Annotated in this window: 13 protein-coding genes and 1 pseudogene; 5 read left to right on the top strand and 9 right to left on the bottom strand. The window is 69.5% G+C overall.

The features are described from left to right. From QZV94_RS04815 to QZV94_RS04790, 6 genes are all read right to left on the bottom strand, one after another. Positions 1–1,369, bottom strand: a 1,369-nt coding sequence (locus QZV94_RS04815; protein ID WP_293676671.1) for a histidine kinase dimerization/phospho-acceptor domain-containing protein, incomplete at its 3' end; no start/stop codon positions are given. A gap of 7 nt (positions 1,370–1,376) precedes the next feature. After that, on the bottom strand, positions 1,377–2,090 hold the full coding sequence (locus QZV94_RS04810; RefSeq protein WP_293676670.1) for a response regulator transcription factor: 714 nt from the start codon (positions 2,088–2,090) through the stop codon (positions 1,377–1,379). Beyond that, positions 2,087–3,619, bottom strand: a complete 1,533-nt coding sequence (locus tag QZV94_RS04805) for a DUF4153 domain-containing protein (RefSeq protein WP_293676669.1) — start codon at positions 3,617–3,619, stop codon at positions 2,087–2,089. Before QZV94_RS04805 ends, QZV94_RS04810 begins: the two co-directional genes overlap by 4 nt. Positions 3,620–3,724: 105 nt before the next feature. Continuing rightward, complete coding sequence (locus QZV94_RS04800) at positions 3,725–5,218, bottom strand: AbgT family transporter (protein ID WP_293676668.1); 1,494 nt, start codon at positions 5,216–5,218, stop codon at positions 3,725–3,727. A gap of 135 nt (positions 5,219–5,353) precedes the next feature. Then, a complete protein-coding gene (locus tag QZV94_RS04795; protein WP_293676667.1) occupies positions 5,354–7,168 on the bottom strand; it encodes an NAD(P)/FAD-dependent oxidoreductase in 1,815 nt (604 codons plus the stop codon). A 76-nt stretch (positions 7,169–7,244) separates the two neighbouring features. After that, a complete protein-coding gene (locus tag QZV94_RS04790; RefSeq protein WP_293676666.1) occupies positions 7,245–8,351 on the bottom strand; it encodes an anhydro-N-acetylmuramic acid kinase in 1,107 nt (368 codons plus the stop codon). Positions 8,352–8,536: 185 nt separating this feature from the next. Here QZV94_RS04790 and tyrS point away from each other — a divergent pair, with 185 nt between their 5' ends. From tyrS to QZV94_RS04770, 4 genes are all read left to right on the top strand, one after another. Continuing rightward, positions 8,537–9,862, top strand: coding sequence for a tyrosine--tRNA ligase (gene tyrS, locus QZV94_RS04785; RefSeq protein ID WP_293676665.1), 1,326 nt, complete (start codon positions 8,537–8,539; stop codon positions 9,860–9,862). Between the two features lie 121 nt (positions 9,863–9,983). Further along, complete coding sequence (locus QZV94_RS04780) at positions 9,984–10,445, top strand: peroxiredoxin (protein ID WP_293676664.1); 462 nt, start codon at positions 9,984–9,986, stop codon at positions 10,443–10,445. A 146-nt stretch (positions 10,446–10,591) separates the two neighbouring features. Then, positions 10,592–11,749, top strand: coding sequence for a M23 family metallopeptidase (locus QZV94_RS04775; RefSeq protein WP_293676663.1), 1,158 nt, complete (start codon positions 10,592–10,594; stop codon positions 11,747–11,749). Next, a complete protein-coding gene (locus tag QZV94_RS04770; protein ID WP_293676662.1) occupies positions 11,730–12,140 on the top strand; it encodes a polymer-forming cytoskeletal protein in 411 nt (136 codons plus the stop codon). Before QZV94_RS04775 ends, QZV94_RS04770 begins: the two co-directional genes overlap by 20 nt. 17 nt (positions 12,141–12,157) lie before the next feature. Here QZV94_RS04770 and prfB read toward each other — a convergent pair. The 3 genes from prfB to QZV94_RS04755 all read right to left on the bottom strand — a co-directional run bounded on the left by prfB (position 12,158) and on the right by QZV94_RS04755 (position 17,073). After that, positions 12,158–13,271 (bottom strand): peptide chain release factor 2 gene (prfB, locus tag QZV94_RS04765; protein ID WP_293676661.1). Its coding sequence is split into 2 segments (ribosomal slippage): positions 12,158–13,201 and positions 13,203–13,271, totalling 1,113 coding nucleotides; the frame shifts between segments, so codons are not numbered across the junction. Between the two features lie 57 nt (positions 13,272–13,328). Then, entirely contained in the window at positions 13,329–15,710 is a 2,382-nt protein-coding gene (locus QZV94_RS04760) for a penicillin-binding protein 1A (protein WP_293676660.1), read from the bottom strand. Positions 15,711–15,846: 136 nt separating this feature from the next. After that, a complete protein-coding gene (locus QZV94_RS04755; protein WP_293676659.1) occupies positions 15,847–17,073 on the bottom strand; it encodes an N-acetylmuramoyl-L-alanine amidase in 1,227 nt (408 codons plus the stop codon). Positions 17,074–17,517: 444 nt separating this feature from the next. On the opposite strand from QZV94_RS04755, the pseudogene QZV94_RS25095 reads away from it, so the two are divergent. Continuing rightward, positions 17,518–19,125: pseudogene (locus QZV94_RS25095) on the top strand (ribonuclease E/G); the annotation flags it as partial. Positions 19,126–19,670 lie beyond the last annotated feature (545 nt).

Raw genomic sequence — 19,670 nt, 5'->3', positions numbered from 1 at the left:
TGATGGAAGACGCCATCCGCCGCTGCGGCAAGGCGCTGACGCGGGCCTGCGTGGCGCCGGCCTGGCGGCTATTCTGCAACAGGATGGTCAGCACCGTCTCAAGGGTCGCGGCGGGCGCCGCCACGGCGCCGATGTCGCGGGGGATGTCGACGCTCACCTGCAGGCCTGCCGCGTCGGCGGCGCGGCGCACCGGTTCGCCGAGGTCGGTGGCGGTCCCGGCCTCAGGGGCGGCCATGTCGGCGCGAGCCAGGTCCAGGAGGCGGGTGACGAGCTGTGACAGCCGCTCGCTGTCGCCGGCGATATTGTCCAGGAAGCGACGCCGCTCGGCCGGCGACATGGTCTCGAAGTGGTCCTGGAGCAGTTCCACCGCGCCGGTGATGCCGGCCAGGGGAGTCTTGAACTCGTGGCTGACCGCGGCGGCGAAGTCGCGGAGGTAGCCGCTGCGGCGCTCGATCTGCTCGGCCATGGCGCGGAAATCATCGTAGAGGGCGCGGATCTCGATGGCGGCGGTACGGGGTGTCCTTGGAATCTCGCCCAGGCCTGCGGCCACATCGCGTGAGGCGGCGCTGAGCTTCTCGATCGGCAGGGTCACGCCGCGCGCCACCAGACCGGACAGCACCACCAGGGTCAGGAAGATCACCCCGGCCCCGAAGATGATCTTGCCCCGGTCTTCATAGAGTCCTCGGAACAGGGCCCGCGGCGAGCGCGACAGCAGCAGCACCCCTTTCACCTTGCCGCCGACGACGATGGGCCGGGCATGATGCAGGCGGATCCCCGAGGCCTTGCTCAGCCACTCGAACCGCGACCGCGCCTCCAGGTCGCCGTTGACCCGCATCACCGTGTAGGGCCGGCCGGAGAGCGCCCAGCGCACCTCCGGGAGGGGCGAGAAGTCGCGTCCGTAGCCCTGGCCCGCCACGCCGATCCCGCGTCGGTCGAGCACGTACACCGAGGCCAGTGTCGTCTGCAGGGTGCGCTCGATCACCGGCCCGACGCGGCGGGCGACCGCGATGGCGTCGGGGTCCATCGCCTTGCGCATGCGCGGCGCCCACGGGCGTTCCGGCAGCACCTGGCCCTGGTTCAGGTCGATGGTGGTGAACTCGGGCCGGTAGTAGCCCTCGGGCGGCTTGGCGGGCCGCGGCCGAGGTGGCGGCGCGCCGGGCCAGGCGATGGCGGCGGCCGAGGCCAGGGCAGCGCCCTGGGCCACCAGCTCGGCCTCGGTCTGGCGCACCAGGGTGTTCTCGTAGACCCGCAGGTAGAGCGCCGCGAACCCCGGCATGGCGGCGGTGAACAGAAGCACCGTGAACAGGATCGCGCGCAGCCGCAGGCGCGGCCAGTGGCCGCCGAGCCAGTCCTTGAGGCGCTCGATCAAGGTGGAGTCACGGGGACGGCTGGCCGAGGCAGGGCCCCAGCCGGTAGCCGACGCCGGCGCGGGTCTCGACCACATCCTGGGCGCCCAGCGCCGCGAACTTGCCGCGCAGGTTGCGCACGTGGCTGTCGATGGTGCGGTCGGTGATGGCGAAGCCGGGCCCGTGCAGGCGGTCGATGATGGCGTCGCGGCTGAATACCCGCGAGGGGCCGCCCATCAGGATGCGCAGGATGCCGAACTCGGTGACCGTAAGCGCCACCTCCGCGTCGCCCCAGCGCGCGACCCAGCTGTCCGGGTCCAGGCTGAGCTTGCCGTGGCTAAGCGCGCCTTCGGCGGCCGGCGCGGCGGCGGGCTTGCGCGCGCGGCGCAGGATGGCCTGGACGCGGGCGGTGACCTCGCGGGGGCTGAAGGGCTTGGTGACGTAGTCGTCGCCGCCCAGTTCGATGCCCAGCACCCGGTCGATCTCGTCGTCGCGGGAGGACAGGAACAGGATCGGCAGGTCGCCCATCGCGCGGAGCTGGCGGCAGACCTCCAGCCCGTCCAGCTTGGGCATGTTGATGTCGAGCACCACCAGGTCCGGCGCCTGCTGGCGCACGGCGGCCAGGGCAGCCTCGCCGTCCTCCGCCTCGCGGGCGGTCATGCCGGCCTTCTCCAGGGCGAAAACCAGGAGTTGGCGGATGTGCGGATCGTCGTCGACGACGAGGACCTGGGGCATGGCGGTCATGTTCTCGGGTTCGCTGTTGGGGTCAATGGCGGGGTCGGCGGGGGCGTGTAGGCGCCGTGGCAGTCGCGACCGACAGACGACGGCATTTTCGGAGGTTCATAGATCAGCAGGAGCGTCCATGAGAGCCGTCGCGCATCGCGCCCACGCCAGCCACGCCAGTGCGATTGCCGATCGGCCATCTCGGCCTGGATAACCCGCCGCGTGTACTGAATGCGGTCACGCAGATTCGGCGGTATGTCTCGGGTTTCGATGTCGGCAAGCGGCACAAGAGCCGCACCTTTGAGCTGCCGCATGTAGCAAAGATCGAGTTCAACACCCCTGCCGCCGAATTCACGCGCGTGGCGCACGTTCCATGCCGCCGCAACCGAGCCGAGGTCTACGACGCTGCAGACCGCCAGAACCAGGCCGGCCGCGACGAGGTTGGCGTTGATCAACCACCCCGAGTTCCGAGCGCTGAGCAGCCGCCAGAGGATCAGGATGAGGCCGAGCGCCACCACACCCATCCAGAGCAGCGCCGCGATGCGCATCCGCGTCAGGGAATAGGCGTCGATGTAGTCGAGGGTGCGCAGGGCCGTGGACGCCACCAGGAAGACGTTCTGCGCCACCCAGGCGATCACCAGCCAGCGCACCAGCGGCCGCGCGGCGGTGGCCGATCCGGGGCGCAGGAAGACCACCACGAAGAGGCCGGCGAGCAGCGCCGTGGCGATCAGCGGATAGGCGCTGGCATGGGCGTACTGGGCGAAGGTCACCCCGTCCGGCAGGCCCGCGCCGCTCCACAGGTAGGCGATGTCGAGGCCGTTCTGGATCGCGAAGACGAGGTTGAACACCGCCAGGGAGACCGTGATCGAGGCCGTGGTGACGCCCGGCAGGTCCAGGTCGCGGTCGAGGCCGGGGGTCTTCAGGAACCGGCGCAGGCCGCGTGGCCGCAGCACGGCCCAGACGACCAGGCCAAGCACGACCCAGAAGATGAGCCGGGCGGGCTCGAAGGCCGGCAGGCTCAGGGTGGCAAGCGCCTGGGCGATCACCGGGTTGGCGTTGGTGAACAAGGCGACGAACAGCGTGCCGCCCGCGATGGGTAGGATCGCGGCGAGCAGGACCGCCGTGAGCATCACGGGTCGAGAGCGAGCGCGGACCTTGAGCGCGTCGCGCAGGTCCAGCGCCGGGCCCACCAGGGCCTTGAGCCCGCCAATCACCAGCCGCTGCAGCCAACGCCAGCCGTCGTCGCCACCCGCCGCCCGGGGCCCGAGCGCCGCTACGGCCATCGCCAGGGCCCACAGGAGAAGGCCGAGGAAGCTCGGGCGTTCGAACGGCAGCAGCGCCAGAAGGGCCGTCGCGGCGAGCGCGATGGCGGAGAGCCTGTGGCGCCGGACGGCCGGACTGACGATGGCGAACGCGACAGTGGCGCTCAGCAGGAGCACGCCGAGGTTCGCTCCCAGGCCGTCGACGTCGAAGAGCAGAGCGTCTCCCGCCGCCACGATCCCGACGGCGAGCACGAGCTTCAGCCAGAAGGTCGGCAGGCGGGCGGGCATCGGCGGTCCCCAGGTTGTGGGACCAGTCCTAGGCCAAGGGCATTGCACCCTGCGGGACGGCCCGTCCGGGGACAGCCCGCTTCAAGTGCAGATTTCGTGCAGGGCTCAGCGGGCCGGCAGGCTGTAGGCCACTGTCGCGCCCGGCCCTACCGGCAGGTCCAGGACGATCCAGCCGACCGTGAGGGCTATTCCGACCACGTAGAACGCCATCGCCAGAGGCAGGAGCAGCGCGATGAGCGCGCCGAGCTGGAACTCCGCCACCCACCGGCGGCAGTAGATCAGCGTCAGCACGACATAGGGATTCAGGGGGGAGATGAGATTGGTGACCGTGTCGCCGATCCTGTAGGCGGCCGTACTCATCTCGGGTGATATCCCCAGCAGCATGAGCATGGGGACCACGGCGGGCGACACGGCGGCCCATTTCGCCGACCCCGAGGCGATCAGGAAGTCGAGCCACGCCGACGCCGTCGCGAGGGCGGGCAGCATGAGGGCCGGCGGCGCGTTCATCGACCTCAGCACATCCGCGCCGGAGACCGCCAGGATCGGTCCGAGATTGGACCAGCCGATCATCGCCACGAAGTGCGCTGCGAAGAAGACAAGGACCAGATAGGGCAGCATTGGCTCCAGCCCTCGGACCATGCCCTCCACGACGTCCCGGTGACTGCGAATTGTTCCCGCCGCGGCGCCGTAGGCCCAGCCGGTGACGAAGAAAAGGATCGCGATCAGCGCAGCCAGGCTCTGAAAGAGCGGTGAGAGGCGCTGCGCGGGGGCCGCCTCGCCGTCATAGAGTGGCGCATAGCCCGGCCAGAGCACCAGAGCCGTTGCGCAGAGGACCGCCACGAGGGTCGCAGCGCCCGCCGCCGCCAGGCCTCGCCGCTGTTCTGGCGTCAGGGGCTCGGGCCTCGCCCCGATTCCGTCGACCCAGACGCCGAGTCTCTGGACCACGACCCGCTCGATCACCACCCACGCGGTCAGCGTGAAAGAGACCGCGACGGCCACGATGAACCACCAGTTTCCGAGCGGGTTCATCGTCCACTGCGGGTCGATCAGGCGCGCCGCCGTCTGCGTGATGCCCAGGATCAGGACATCGTACTGGCCGGGCGCCAGGTTGCCCGCAAGGCCCGTTCCGCAGCCCGAGAACGCCGCCACCAGCCCGACGATCGGGTGTCGCCCGGCGCCAGCAAAAGCAACGGCCGCGAGCGGCACATAGACCAGAATGGCGGCGTCGACCGCATGGGTCGACAACAGCCCGATGAGAAATGTCGCGGGGATCAACAGGCGTGCCGGCGCCCGCGCCAGGCTGCCCTGGAGCAGCGCGGCCATCAGCCCGCTTCGTTCGGCCACACCCGCCCCGAGCACGATGGTCAACACCAACCCGAGCGGCGCGAAGCCGGTGTAGGTTCGGGCCATCTCGGTGAAGAGTTTCCGGACGTTGCCTTCACTCGCCAGGCTTTGCGCCCGCAGGAGCTCGCCCGTCACCGGATTGACGACCTGCCAGTCCAAGGTCTCTCCGAGCGTGGAGACCACAACGAGCGCGGCGATGAGCCAGATGAAGATGAAGACCGGGTCCGGCAAGGCGTTGCCCAGCCGCTCGACCACGTCGAGCAGCCGGCCTCCTCGCCTTACAGGCTGAGCAACATCCCCCACGGCGTTACGTGGACATGGGGGCCTGGGGGCGTCAAGCGCAGGACGCCGACGTCTCCGTCAGTCGCACCAACAACGCCAGCATTGAGCTCAGGCGTTCAGCTCCAACCCCTCGAGCGTCCCGGCCTCGCGCCACTGTTCCAGCAGCTTCACGAAGGCCACGGGGCCGGCGCCATAGGAGCCGTTCTGCTTGGCGGTCGCCTCGGGATTGCCCTCGTTGTTGTAGTAGCCGGGGGTGCACTCCTTGAGGAAGTCCTCGCGCATCAGGGCCGTGTCGATGATCGTCTGGACCCAGGCGGCCTCGGCCTCCCGCGTGGGCTCCAGCGTGCGCACCTGCCGGTCGAGCGCCTGCTTCATCACATAGGCCAGGTGCTTGGACTGCTCGTTGATCATGTGCGGGAAGTTGGCCGTGAAGCCCGACTGGGTGTTCGACACGATGAAGCAGTTGGGGAAGTCGCGGGTGAACATCCCGTGCAGGGTCGAGGCGCCGTTCTTCCACTTCTGCGTCAGCGTCTGGCCGCCGCGGCCGTAGAGCTCGTAGCCCGAGCGGCGGGTGAAGTCGGTGCCGACCTCGAAGCCGGTGGCGTAGATCAGGCAGTCGATCTCGTAGTGCTTGCCATTGGCCCAGATGCCGGTCTCGTCGATGCGCTCGACGCCCTTGCCCTGGGTGTCCACCAGCTCGACGTTCGAACGGTTGAAGGTGTCCAGGTACTCGTCGTGGAAGCAGGGACGCTTGCAGAACTGGTTGTACCAGGGCTTCAGCGCCTCGGCCTTGCTGGGATCCTTGACCACCTCGTCGACCCGGGCGCGGACCTGCTCCATCTTCTTGAAGTCGGCCAGCTGCATCAGCTCGGCCGGGTTCTCCACGACCTCGCCGGCCTCCATCTTCTTGCGAGCCAGCAGCATGATGTTGCCGATGATGTCGGTCCAACCGTCCTGGACAAGGTCCTTGTCGGCGAATCCGCCCGAGACCAGGGCGTTGAAGTTGTCCATCCGCTCCTGCTGCCAACCCGGCGTGAGGCTCCGCGCCCACTCCGGATCGGTGGGTCGGTTGGCGCGCACGTCGATGGACGAGGGCGTGCGCTGGAAGACGTAGAGCTCCTTGGCCCACTCGCCCAGGTGCGGCACGCACTGCACGGCCGTGGCCCCGGTGCCGATGATCCCGACGCGCTTGTCCTTCAGCTTGGTGAGGCCGCCGTTCGAGTCGCCGCCGGTGTAGTCGTAGTCCCAGCGGCTGGTGTGGAACGAGTGGCCCTTGAAGGTCTCGACGCCGGGGATGCCGGGCAGCTTCGGGCGGTGAAGGGGCCCGTTGGCCATGACCACGAAGCGGGCTTTCAGGGCGTCGCCGCGGTTGGTCTCGACGGTCCAGCGCGAGCGGTCCTCGTCCCAGCGCATGGCGGTGACTTCGGTCTGGAAGAGCGCGCCCTTGTAGAGGTCGAACTTCTCGCCGATGGCGCGGCTGTGGCGCAGGATCTCAGGGGCGCGGGAGTACTTCTCGACCGGCAGGTAGCCGACCTCCTCCAGCAGCGGCAGGTAGATGTAGCTCTCGATGTCGCACTGGGCGCCGGGGTAACGGTTCCAGTACCAGGTGCCCCCGAAGTCGCCGCCCTTCTCGATGATGCGGATGTCCTCGATGCCGGCCTCCCGCAGGCGGGCCGCCGCCAGCTGGCCGCCAAAGCCGCCGCCGACCACCACGACCTCGACGTCGTCCGTGATGCGCGCGCGCTCGACCCGCTCGACGTAGGGGTCGTCGAGGTAGTGGGCGAACTTCGAGATATCGACGTACTGGGCGCTGCCGTCGGGCCGCAGGCGCCGGTCCCGCTCGGCGCGGTACTTTTCGCGCAGGGCGTTCGGGTCGAACCCGAGGTCGTCAGCGCCCGTGATCTCCGGCTTGTCGTCAGCCATGGTCATCCTCGACTACGAAAGTGATCGGCGTTCAGTCTGCCGAACGGCCGTTTGACTGACAAGAGGGACCGGCCGCTCAGGGATTCGCGAGGCGTCCGCCGGTCGCGGGTCGGGCGACGCCAGTGGTCTTCGGGAAGGAAATCGGCAGGCCCTTGAAGCTGCGGACCGCCAGGTACGCGATGGCCTCGGCCTCGATGGCGTCTCCACGCCAGCCGTGGTCCTCGGCGGTCTTCACCGGGATCGGCAGGCGGGCGGCCAGCGCCTTCATGATCTCCGGGTTGTGCCGCCCGCCGCCGCAGACGATGATCTGGGCAGGCGCGGGATCGGCGGTCGCCAGGCCGAGCTTCACCGCTTCGGCCATGAACGCCACCAGGGTGGCGGCGGCGTCCTCAAGCTGCGCATGCCCCAGCGGCTCCAGCGAGAAGTCGTGGCGGTCGAGCGACTTGGGCGGCGGGGCCTGGAAGTAGGGATGGGCCAGCAGCGCGCGTACCACCGCCTCGTCGGCGCGGCCGACGCTTGCGTAGGCGCCGCCCTTGTCGAAGCGGCCGGCGCCCCGGGCCTGGACCAGGAGGTCGATCATGCCGTTCCCGGGGCCGGTGTCGAAAGCCTCGATGTCGCTGCCGCCGCGCCACAGGGTGACATTGGCCACGCCGCCGAGGTTGAGCACGGCCACCGGCGCCTTAAGGCCGGACTTCCGCGCCCGCGCCAGATGGTAGATGGCCGCCAGCGGCGCGCCCTCCCCGCCAGCCGCCACGTCCGCCGAGCGGAAATCGTAGACCACCCGCCGTCCGCTCAGCCTCGCCAGCATCGCCCCGTCGCCCAGCTGGACGGTCCGGCCCGGGGAGCCATCCTTGGGCCGCTCGTGCAGCACCGTCTGGCCGTGCATGCCGATCAGGTCGATGTCCGGCCACGAAAGGCCGTTGGCGGCCAGGAACGCCTCGGCCGCGCTGTAGTGCTCCTCAGCCACCATCTCGGCGGCGTGCGCGAAGATCGGCGGTTCCGGCGCCCCGCGCGGCCAGGCCAGGGCCTGCTGGGTCGCCTCCACGATGACGTTTCGCACCGCGTCGCTCAACTTGCGCTCGCCGGCCGGGCCGAAGCGGTCGATCGTCTCGCCGTCGGTCTCCAGCACCGCCATGTCGACGGCGTCGAGCGAGGTCCCGGTCATGAATCCCAGCACGAGCATGGCCGCTTGACTGCCACGACGCGCGCCGGGTAGCTAGCCCGCCATGATCGGACGCGCTCGCCTTCCCGGCCGCTATTACCGCCTGCCCTGACGCAGGCGACCGATCCCTCGCGCCTGCCCTTCCCGGCCGGCGCACCTGTTCCTGAAGACCCACGCGCCGGCTCCTCACGACAACGGAGCCTGCCATGTCCCTCGAAACGTCCGCCGCCGCTGTGCTAGAGGCCGCCGCAACTGCGAGAGAGAATCCTGACGAGATGTCCGAAGCCGCGTTCAAGTCGACCTTCCTGCAGACCATGCAGGCGCGTGGCTACATCCATCAGATCACCCATCCGGTGGAGCTTGACGCCGCGGCCGCGTCGGGGATCGTCACGGCCTACATCGGCTTCGACGCGACAGCCTCCAGCCTGCACGTCGGTCATCTGATCCAGATCATGATGCTGCGCCGGCTGCAGCAGGCCGGGCACAAGCCCATCGTGCTGATGGGCGGCGGCACCACGAAGGTCGGCGACCCGACCGACAAGGAGGGCCAGCGCCCGCTGCTGACCCACGAGCAGATCCAGGCCAACATCGCCTCGATCAAGCACACCTTCGCGAAGTTCCTGGCCTTCGGCGATGGCCCGACCGACGCGGTCATGGTCGACAACGACGAGTGGCTCTCGAAGTTCGGCTACGTCCAGTTCCTGCGCGACTACGGCGTGCACTTCACGATCAACCGCATGCTGGCGTTCGACAGCGTCAAGGCGCGGCTGGATCGCGAACAGCCGATGACCTTCCTCGAGTTCAACTACATGCTCATGCAGTCGGTGGACTTCCTGGAGCTGGAGCGCACCCACGGTTGCGTCCTGCAGATGGGCGGGTCGGACCAGTGGGGCAACATCGTCAACGGCGTGGAGCTGATCCGCCGGGTGGACCACAAGCCCGCGTTCGGGCTGACCACGCCGCTGCTGTCGACGGCGTCGGGCCAGAAGATGGGCAAGACGGTGGGCGGGGCGGTGTGGCTGAACGCCGACATGCGCTCGCCCTACGACTACTGGCAGTTCTGGCGCAACACCGAGGACGCCGACGTCGGCCGCTTCCTGCGCCTGTTCACCGACCTGCCGCTGGACGACATCGCACGGCTGGAGTCCCTGCCGGGCGCGGAGATCAACGAGGCCAAGAAGGTGCTCGCCAACGAAGCCACGCGGATGCTGCACGGCGCCGAGGCGGCCCAGGCGGCGGACGGCGCGGCGCGGGCGGCGTTCGAGGAGGGCAAGCTCTCCGACGACCTGCCGACCTACGAGGTGGCTGCCGGCGACCTGGCCACCGGTATCGTGCTGGCCGACCTTGCCGTGGGCGCTGGGCTGGCCGGGTCCAAGGGTGAGGCGCGTCGCCTCGCCCAGGGTGGCGGGCTGCGAGTGAACGACCACCAGGAGACCGACGCCAACCGCACGGTCACGACCGCCGACCTCGTGGACGGCGCCGTGAAGCTGGCCGCGGGCAAGAAGAAGATCGTCCTGGTGAAACCCGTCTAACCCTCTCCGTCATCCCGGACGGCCGCAGGCCGATCCGGGACCCAGGGGCGGTGCGCACCGCGCTGGGTCCCGGCTCTCCGCTTCGCTTCGTCCGGATGACGAGTCTCAATGGAGTTCTGAGATGACCGCAGTGACCGAAGGCGCCCCGGCCCCCGACTTCAGCCTGGAGACGGCGGACGGCCCGGTGTCGCTCGCCGACTTCAAGGGCAAGTCGGTGGTGCTCTACTTCTATCCGAAGGACGACACCGGCGGCTGCACCAAGGAGGCGCGGGCGTTCACAGAACTGGGCCCTGAGTTCGCCAAGTCCGGGGTGGCGGTGATCGGGGTCTCCAAGGACAGCATCGCCAGCCACAAGAAGTTCGCCGCCAAGTACGATCTGGGTGTGAAGCTGGGATCGGACCCCCAGGGCGAGGTCATCGAGCGCTACGGCGCCTGGGTCGAGAAGAGCCTCTACGGCCGCAAGTACATGGGCATCGACCGATCCACCTTCCTGATCGCCGACGGCAAGGTCGCCAAGGTCTGGCGCAAGGTCCGCGTGCCAGGCCACGCCGAGGCTGTGTTGGCGGCCGCCCAGGCGCTGTGAGCCGGCGCTCGGCGCCGCTTAACGATGATAACTCTGCGACGTGAGGAAGCTTGGCAGTAGAACCTGCCCTAAGCGGGTTGCCTGACGGAAAAAAGTCGTCGCATATCGCGCAGTTCGCGAAGTTCGGGGGGCTTTACGGCGCACGCATGCAACGTCTCGCGCGTCTCCTTCACTCCGTTGTGGAGCTGTTCCCCGAGCGGCACCTCTATGTGCGATCGGGCGGGGCCATGAAGGCCTTCGTCCTCACCACCAAGAAGCAGATGATCCTGGCCGCCGGACTCGCGGGCGCCGCGATGTGGATGGGCGTCTGCACCGCGGCGATGCTGGTGGGCCTGCTCTCCGCCTCCGCCTCCGACCGCGAGATCGCCAAGCTGAAGGCCCAGTCCGAGCGCTACGTCGCGGATCGCCAGGCCCGGCTGGACAGCGCCCTGGCGCGGCTGAACTCCGCCTCCGGCTCCAGCGCCGACGTGGCCCAGGCCATGGAGAAGCGCCACGCGGCGCTGGCGCTCCTGCTCACCGACCTCAAGGGTCAGGCCGGCGCCACCGAGGCTCTGACCCCGGCCATCAGCCGCGCCCTGGCCAGCAACACCGACGCCAGCCCCGTGCGCCGCATCGAGATGGTCCGCGTCGGGCAGGAACAGCTGCTGGACGCCGCCGACAGCTACGCCAAGAGCCGCGCCGACCGGCTGCGGCTGGCATTCCGTATGGCCGGCCTGACGCCGTCGGCGTTCATGGACCGCAGCGGGGCGCTGGGGGGGCCGCTGATCGACTCCAAGGACCCGCGCGCCCTGGCCGCGGTCCTGGACGTGGACGAGGGTTTCGCGGTGCGCATCCAGCGGGCCGCCCGCGACGTCTCCGAGGCCCAGGCCCTGGCCGCCGCCAGTCAGGAGATGCCGCTGGGCCGCCCCACCGCCGTCGCCTCGCAGTCCAGTGGTTTCGGGGTGCGCTACGACCCGTTCACACACCGCCCAGCCTACCACTCGGGCGTCGACTTCAGCGGCGGGCATGCCGCGCCGATCTACGCCACCGGTCCCGGGGTGATCTCATACACCGGCGCGCGTTCGGGTTACGGCAAGGTGGTCGAGATCGATCACGGCCGCGGTCTGAAGACCCGCTACGCCCACCTCTCCACCATCGCCGTGCAGCCGGGCCAACGCGTGGGAATCGGGCAGCGGATTGCGGCCATGGGCTCCACGGGGCGGTCCACCGGGACGCACCTGCACTATGAGATCTGGGTCAACGGCCGGGCCCAGAACCCCGGCCGCTTCCTGAAGGCCGGTCAATATGTTCTCCAAGGCAGCTAAGGGCGGGGAACCCGCCGACCTCACCCTCTCCGCGCCGCGCAAGGTGGCCGTGGCCTCGCTGGTCGCCGAGGGCGTGCGCATCCAAGGCGACCTCGCCACCGAGGGCGACCTTCACCTGGACGGCGCGGTCGAGGGAGACCTGCGCGTCGGTCAGCTGACGATCGGCGAAACCGGCCGCGTCAGCGGCTCCATCCAGGCCGACACTGTCGAGATCCGCGGTTGCGTCACCGGCACGATCACCGCCCGCCACGTACGCCTCTGGCCCACCGCCCGCGTGGACGGCGACATCAGCCACGCCGAACTGGCGATCGAGGCTGGAGCCCACTTCGTCGGTCGCAGCCTGGCGTTGGCGGCGGAGCCGGCATTGCTGAGCGCGGTGGCGGCGGAGTAAGCCGAGAGCGGCGAACCCTACGCGTCCCGCGTCGCCCCCACCCGCTGGGCCAGGGCGGCGCCCATGAAGGCGTCGAGGTCGCCGTCGAGGACGCCGTCGGTGTCCGAGGTCTCGACGTCGGTCCGCAGGTCCTTGACCATCTGGTAGGGCTGCAGGACGTAGCTGCGGATCTGGTGGCCCCAGCCGATGTCTGTCTTCTGGTCTTCCAGCGCCTGGGCGGCCGCCTCGCGCCGCTGCAGTTCAGCCTCGTACAGGCGCGCGCGGAGCATCTTCCAGGCCTCTTCGCGGTTCTGGTGTTGCGAGCGGCCGGCCTGGCAGGCGACGGCAATGCCGGTGGGGATGTGGGTCAGGCGCACGGCGCTGTCGGTCTTGTTGACATGCTGGCCGCCGGAGCCGGAGGCGCGGTAGGTGTCGGTGCGCACATCGGCAGGGTTGATGTCGATGACGATGGTGTCGTCCACCACCGGATACACCCAGACCGAAGCGAAGGACGTGTGCCGCTTGGCCGCCGCGTCGAAGGGCGAGATGCGGACCAGGCGATGGACGCCGCCCTCCGTCTTCAGCCAGCCGTAGGCGTTGGGGCCGGTCACCTGCAGGGTCGCCGACTTGATGCCCGCCTGGTCGCCGTCGGTCTCCTCCAGGATCTCGACGCTCATGCCGTGGGCGTTGGCCCAGCGGGTGTACATGCGCAGCAGCATGCCGGCCCAGTCGCAGGACTCGGTGCCGCCGGCGCCGGAGTTGATTTCCACGAAGGCGTCGTTGGCGTCGGCCTCGCCGGAGAGCAGCGCCTCGAGTTCGGCGCGGGCGGCGCGGTCCTTGATGGCCTTCAGCTGGCCGCGGGCCTCCTCGAGAGCGGCCTCGTCGGCCTCCTCGTCCGCCATCTCGGCGTAGCCCAGGGCGTCGGCCAAGTCACGTTCCAGGCCCTGGACAGCCTCCACCGAGGCGGCCAGGCGCGAGCGCTCGCGCGAGACGGCCTGCGCCTCGTCGGGCCGGTCCCAGAGGGTCGGGTCCTCGACCCGGGCGTTCAGCTCATCGAGCTTGCGGAGCGCGGGCTCCCAGTCAAAGACGCCTCCTGAGCAGGTCGATCGACTGCTCGATGTCGGCCTTGGCGGCCTCGACATCCAATCTCATGGGGAACTCCGGACAGGAACGCCGAACAGGGACGGGGCCTCTAGCCTGCGCCGCAGGTCAGAACAAGTCGGAGAGATCGTCCTTCTTCTTGGGTGGCGGCGGCGCGGCGGGCGCGACCGGGGCAGCGGGGGCGGCGCCGGGAGAAGCAGGCGTCGTCAGTTGGTCGTAGGGGACCGGACCGCCGGGCCCGGCCGCCCCCAGCGGCGCGACCTGGGCGGCGGGCTCGGTGCCCGGCCTGAACGCCTCGCGGATGCCGTTGACCATGGCCCACTTGGCGTTGGACGGCGCCCGGAACTCCTCGGCGGGCTTGTCCTTCAGCGCATTGGTCATGAACTCGGTGAAGATCGGCACCGCGGTCACCGACCCCGTCTCGTTGCCGCCCAGCGAGCGATTGTCGTCGAAGCCGACGTAGATGCCCACGACCAGGTGCGGCGAGACACCCATGAACCAGACCGAACGGTTCTCGTTGGTGGTGCCGGTCTTGCCGCCCACCGGCTTGCCGATGGCGTTGGCTTGCGTGGCGGTGCCGCGCTGGACCACGCCCTGCAGCCAGCTGGTGATCTGAAAGGCGGTGATCGGATCCATCACCTGGTCGCCGCCGCGCAGGATGCGCGGGCTCTCCGCGCCGCTGAAACCCGCGTCGCAGCGATCGCATTCGCGCCGATCAGCACGGAAGATGGCCTTGCCGTTACGGTCCGCCACCAGCTCGATGAGGTGCGGCTGCACGACCCGGCCGCCGTTGACGAAGCTGGAGTAGGCCGCGGTCATCCGGAACGCCGTGGTCTCGCCGGCCCCCAGCGCCATCGCCAGGACCGGTTCCATCTTCTTGGTTTCGCCCAGCCTCGTGGCCAGCTCGATGATCCGCCGCATGCCGACGGCGTTGGCGAGGCGCACGGTCATGGTGTTGCGCGAAAGCTCGATCCCGCGGCGCAGGTAGAGCGACCCCAGGTAGTCGCGGTGATAGTTCTCGGGGCTCCAGTCCTGGCCGTTGGCGCCGCGGAAGGTGATCGGGCCGTCGACCACCGTACTGGCCGGGGTGTAACCGGCTTCCAGGGCCGCGGCGTAGACGATGGGTTTGAAGGCCGAGCCCGGCTGGCGGAGCGCCTGGGTCGCCCGATTGAAGCTGGAGGTGGAGAAGGAATAGCCGCCGACCATGGCCACCACCCGGCCCGAGTAGGGTTCCATCGCCACAAGCGCGCCGTTCACGGCTGGCACCTGCTTCAGTTTGAAGCCGCCGCCCTCGGCCGCGGCCACGAAGATCAGGTCGCCGGCCCCGATGCCCTTGCCGGCGCGCGCCCAGGCGACGTCCGGGCCAACGATAGCGCCCGTGACGTCGTCGAGGGTCAGGATCTGGACCGTCCCGCCGGCCACGCTGGTGACGACCGCCCGCCGCCAATCCGCCCGCTCGCGGGGCTTCGGCTGCTTGCCGGCGGCCTTCTTCCAGCCGTCCAGGGTGGTCACGTGGCCCCAAGCGCCGCGCCAGCCATGGCGGCGGTCATAGCTCTCCAAGCCGTTCATCATCGCCAGCTTCGCGAAGCTCTGCAGTTTCGGGTCCAGCGTCGTGCGCATGTAGTAGCCGCCGGCGTTCAGCCGCTCGTCTCCCAGCTCCCTCATGTTGAGGGCGGTGCGGCGAACCTCTTCGACGAAATAGTCGGCGTCACGGTACTGAGAGCGGGTGGGCGCCGGCTGGACCACCAGGTCGGTCGCGATCGCGGCCCGCGCTTCGGCGCGCGTGACCCAGCCCAGGTCGGCCATCTGGCCGATCACCCAGTTGCGCCGCGCCAGCGCCGAGGCCTTGCGCCGCGTCGGATGGTAGTTGTCCGGTCCCTTCGGCAGGGCGGCGAGGTAGGCGCTCTCCGCCAGGGTCAGCTCGCTCAGCGACTTGCCGAAGTAATTGTAGGCCGCCGCCCCCACCCCGAACGACCGGTAACCCAGCCAGATCTCGTTCATGTAGAGCTCGAGGATCCGCTCCTTGGAAAGCGTCCGCTCGAGCTGCGTAGAGAGGATGGCTTCCTTCAGCTTGCGTCCGATGGTCTGGTCGCTGGAGAGCAGGATGTTCTTGGCCACCTGCTGGGTGATCGTCGAGCCGCCTTCCAGGCGCCGCCCCTGGGCCAGGTTGAGGACGTTCTTGGCCATCGCGCGCCCGGCGCCGCCAAGGTCAAGACCGCCGTGCTGGAAGAAGCCGCGGTCCTCGGCCGCCAGGAAGGCCTGGGCCGTCTGAGCCGGAATCGCGTCGTAAGGCACGAAGATGCGGCGTTCGCGGGAGAATTCGCCGATCAGGGTGCCGTCCCAGGCATAGGCCCGCGTCGCCGTCGGCGGGTGGTAGTCCACCAGGTCGGAGGCGTCCGGAAGGTCGTGGAACAGCCAGGCGGCGTAGATGCCTGTCGCCAGCGCGGCCGTGGCGACGAACATCAGCGCTGCGACGCCGACGATGGCCATCCACCGGCCCGGCCTGGGTCTCGGAGGCACCGCCTGCTGCTCGGGAAGGTCCGGGGGGGTCAAGATGGGACGAGCCTCACCTGCGCTCGTCTAGCCTGTGTCGGTGCGGGCGCCAACGGGCGCGGGGGTCGCAGCCTCAGCGCGACGCGAGCTTCATCGAGTCGCTGAAGTGGGCGTCGATGGCGCTGGCGACGGCGCCCATGAGCCGCGCCCGGGCGGCGGGGTCGCGCAGCCGCGCCTCGTCCTCGGGCGTGGAGACGAAGCCCATCTCCAGCAACACCGCCGGCACGTCGGGGGCCAGAAGCACCATGAATCCGGCGTCGCGGTGGCTGCGGCGCAGGATCGGCGCGCGGCCCTCGATGTTGGACATGAGGGTCTGGGCGAAGATGGCCGAGCGGTTGCGCGTGGCGCGCTGGGTGAGGTCGAGGAGTATGTCCCGCACCCCCTGATCTCCGGAAAGGCTGGTCTTCATCAGCCAGTTGTCCTGGGTGACGAAGCGCGCCGACCGACCGGCGCCCTTGTCGGAGAGGGTGTAGACCGACGCGCCCTTCAGGTCCGGCTCGGGCCCCGAATCGGAGTGCAGGGAGATGAACAGGTCGGCCGCGGCGCGCTGAGCCACGCGGACGCGGTCTTCCAGCGGGATGTAGACGTCGGTCGAGCGGGTCAGCACCACCTTGTAGCGCCCCGTGCGCCCCAGCTGCTCGGCCAGAGTCAGGGCGGCGGCCAGGTTGATGTCCTTCTCGTAGCCATTGGCGCCCAGCGAACCGGGGTCCTTGCCGCCATGGCCCGCGTCGATCACCACCACCTTTTTCAGCGGCAGGGGCGCGACCTTGGCGGGCGCGGGGCGCCTGACGGGCAGGAACTGCGTGCGGATCGCCGGCGCCGCGGCCGGACCCGCAGCCGAGGTCAGGCGGACGGGGGCGGCGGCGGTTACGTCGATGACATAGCGGTAGCTGGTGATCCCGTCGGCCGGCGGCAGCAGGAAGCGGCGCTTCATCCCCCCGGCCGCCGCGAGGTCTATCTGCAGGCGGGCGCCGCCGGACGTCTGGTCGATGGTCCAGGCGCGTACGATTCCGCGGCCCGCCCCCTGTTGCGGCTGGGCGGCGGTGACGTCGGGCAGAAGGACGACGATGCGGTTGTCCACGGCGCCGTCGGCGAGCACCCTGGCGGTTGCGGCCCCGTCCAGGTCGATCACCAGGCGCGCGTTGGCCCCCTCGCCGCCCAGACGCACCTTCAGCAGGCTGGAATTGTCTGTGGCGGCGTGGCCTGCGGCAAAGGCGGCAAGACCCAACGCGGCGGCGACGGCGGCGACGATCGCTCGCCCCCGGTTCCGGCCCACCACCGCCCTGACTCGTCCGAACATCCCTAAGCCCCGGAAACATCGGAGATTCGCGCAACCGCGAAAGAACACCAATATAGGCGCTGCCCCCGTGGACAAAGGGTTAACGAGGTCTTGCGACTGCGCGCAGACCGCAAAGGGCATGCGACGCAGCGCGGCTTTCCTTTTGCCGCCCCATGCTGCAATGTCCCGCCGCGCGACGTCGCAGTCCGGTTCGGGCGCGTCCGTTGTGCGACAAAACAAGCCGGCGTCGGCTTCCATCGAATCCTCGATGACGACGCATCCTCCGATCCGCGCCCCTCGGGACGCGCCTAGGAACACACCCGATGAGCTGCGCAGCTCGAGCCGTTATTGGCCCCAAGGCCTCCCGAGACGCCGTCGCCGGCGTCCTCCGCGAAGGCGCGCGCGCTCGTCCCATGCACCGGCAGCGCCCTGACCCGCGGGTCCCTGCGCGCCGCGGAGAAAATAATGCCCAAGACTATGCTGATCGATGCCGCTCACGCCGAAGAGACGCGCGTGGTGGTGATCGACGGATCCCGCGTTGAAGAGTTCGATTTCGAGAGCCAGAACCGCAAACAGCTTCGAGGGAACATCTATCTCGCCAAGGTGACGCGCGTTGAGCCGTCCCTGCAGGCGGCCTTCGTCGAGTACGGCGGCAACCGCCACGGCTTTCTGGCCTTCAACGAAATCCACCCGGACTACTACCAGATCCCGGTCGCCGACCGCGAAGCCCTGCTGCGCGAGGAGGCCGAGGAGCACGACGAGGACGAGCGCCCGGCCCGCGGCCGTCGCGGCAGCCGCAGCGCCGCCAATGGAGACGGGGGCGAGGTCGAAGCCTCCGACGAGGACCACGACGACGAACCCGACGCGATCTCCGACGACGATGACGACGTGATGGAAGAGGAGCTGGCGCGCCGCAAGCGCCGGCTGATGCGCCGCTACAAGATCCAGGAAGTGATCCGCCGCCGGCAGATCATGCTGGTCCAGGTCGTCAAGGAAGAGCGCGGCAACAAGGGCGCGGCGCTCACCACCTACCTGTCCCTGGCCGGCCGCTATGGCGTGCTGATGCCCAACACCGCCCGGGGCGGCGGCATTTCGCGCAAGATCGACACCGCCACCGACCGCAAGCGCCTGAAGGGCGTGGTCGCCAGCCTGGACGTGCCGCAAGGCATGGGCCTGATCGTGCGCACCGCCGGCGCCAAGCGCACCAAGGCCGAGATCAAGCGCGACTACGACTACCTGCTGCGGCTTTGGGAGAACATCCGCGAGACCACTCTGCACTCCATCGCGCCCGCCCTCATCTATGAGGAAGAGGATCTGGTGAAGCGCACCATCCGGGACCTCTACGACAAGGACATCGACGAGGTCTGGGTCGAGGGCGAGGCGGGCTACAAGGAAGCCCGCGACTTCATGCGCATGCTGATGCCGAGCCAGGCCAAGAAGGTCATGGCGTACCGCGATCCGATGCCGCTGTTCATGAAGTACAGGGTCGAGGACCACCTCAGCCAGATCTACTCGCCCACCGTGCCGTTGCGCTCCGGCGGATACCTGGTCATCAACCAGACCGAGGCGCTGGTCGCCGTCGACGTGAACTCGGGCCGCTCCACCCGCGAGCGGAACATCGAAGCCACGGCCCTGAAGACCAACATGGAGGCGGCCGAGGAAGCCGCCCGGCAGCTACGACTGCGCGACCTCGCCGGCCTGATCGTCATCGACTTCATCGACATGGAAGAGTCGAAGAACCGCCGCGAGGTCGAGAAGAAGCTGAAGGATTGCCTCAATGACGACCGCGCCCGGGCGCAGACGGGCAAGATCACCCCCTTCGGCCTGATGGAGATCAGCCGCCAGCGCCGCCGCACCGGCGTGCTCGAGGGCACCACCCACGTCTGCGAACACTGCGCCGGCACCGGACGCGTGCGGTCGGTTGAATCCTCGGCGCTGGCCACCCTGCGAACCCTCGAGATCGAGGCGCTGAAGGGGGGCGGCGAAGCCACCTTGCGCGTGCCGCGCGCAGTCGGCCTCTACATCCTGAACGAGAAGCGCGCGCACCTGGCGCGGTTGTTCCAGGCGTTCGGACTGTTCGTCACCGTGCTGATCGAAGACGCCATGTCCCACGCCGACCACGTGATCGAGCGGACGTCCATGGAGACCCGCCCCGACCACGCCGCCCTCGCCGCCCCCATCCAGGCCTACGCGCCGCCGAGCGAAGACGACCTCGACGACGAGGCCTATGAGGACGAGGACGAAGACGAGGCGCTGGAGCTGGAAGGCGACGACGACGAGGACGACGCCCCGCGCGCCGTTTCGCGCGACGACCAGCCCCGCGGCGAACACGACCAGGACCGCGACCGCGGCGGCGAGGACGGCGGCCGACGTGGCCGGGGCCGGCGCCGGCGGCGCGGCGGCGGCCGTGGAGACGAAGCCCGTGGGGAGCCACGAGCCGAACCTCGGGGTGATCGCGAGCCGCGCGTGGCCGCTCATGCCGGCGAGACCGACGAGGATCGCGAGAACCGCCGCCGCCGCCGGGGCCGCCGCGGCGGACGGCGGATGCGTGACGACGTGCGCCCCGCCGACGCCTTCTCCTGGGTCCGCCCCTGGGTGCCCTACGGCGACGATCCCTT

This window comes from uncultured Phenylobacterium sp., assembly GCF_902826855.1.
In the GTDB taxonomy this organism is placed as follows: domain Bacteria; phylum Pseudomonadota; class Alphaproteobacteria; order Caulobacterales; family Caulobacteraceae; genus Phenylobacterium.
The sequence above is the reverse complement of the archived record's forward strand: the minus strand, read 5'-3'. Positions and strand labels throughout refer to the sequence as shown.

Bases quoted from the DNA above. Each gene is read 5' to 3' on its own strand.
- QZV94_RS04810 (WP_293676670.1), bottom strand. From the start codon at position 2,090: ATGACCGCCATGCCCCAGGTCCTCGTCGTCGACGACGATCCGCACATC.
- QZV94_RS04760 (WP_293676660.1), bottom strand. From the start codon at position 15,710: ATGGCCATCGTCGGCGTCGCAGCGCTGATGTTCGTCGCCACGGCCGCG.
- QZV94_RS04755 (WP_293676659.1), bottom strand. From the start codon at position 17,073: ATGTTCGGACGAGTCAGGGCGGTGGTGGGCCGGAACCGGGGGCGAGCG.
- tyrS (WP_293676665.1), top strand. From the start codon at position 8,537: ATGTCCCTCGAAACGTCCGCCGCCGCTGTGCTAGAGGCCGCCGCAACT.
- QZV94_RS04775 (WP_293676663.1), top strand. From the start codon at position 10,592: ATGCAACGTCTCGCGCGTCTCCTTCACTCCGTTGTGGAGCTGTTCCCC.
- QZV94_RS04805 (WP_293676669.1), bottom strand. From the start codon at position 3,619: ATGCCCGCCCGCCTGCCGACCTTCTGGCTGAAGCTCGTGCTCGCCGTC.
- QZV94_RS04795 (WP_293676667.1), bottom strand. From the start codon at position 7,168: ATGGCTGACGACAAGCCGGAGATCACGGGCGCTGACGACCTCGGGTTC.
- QZV94_RS04790 (WP_293676666.1), bottom strand. From the start codon at position 8,351: ATGCTCGTGCTGGGATTCATGACCGGGACCTCGCTCGACGCCGTCGAC.
- QZV94_RS04780 (WP_293676664.1), top strand. From the start codon at position 9,984: ATGACCGCAGTGACCGAAGGCGCCCCGGCCCCCGACTTCAGCCTGGAG.
- QZV94_RS04770 (WP_293676662.1), top strand. From the start codon at position 11,730: ATGTTCTCCAAGGCAGCTAAGGGCGGGGAACCCGCCGACCTCACCCTC.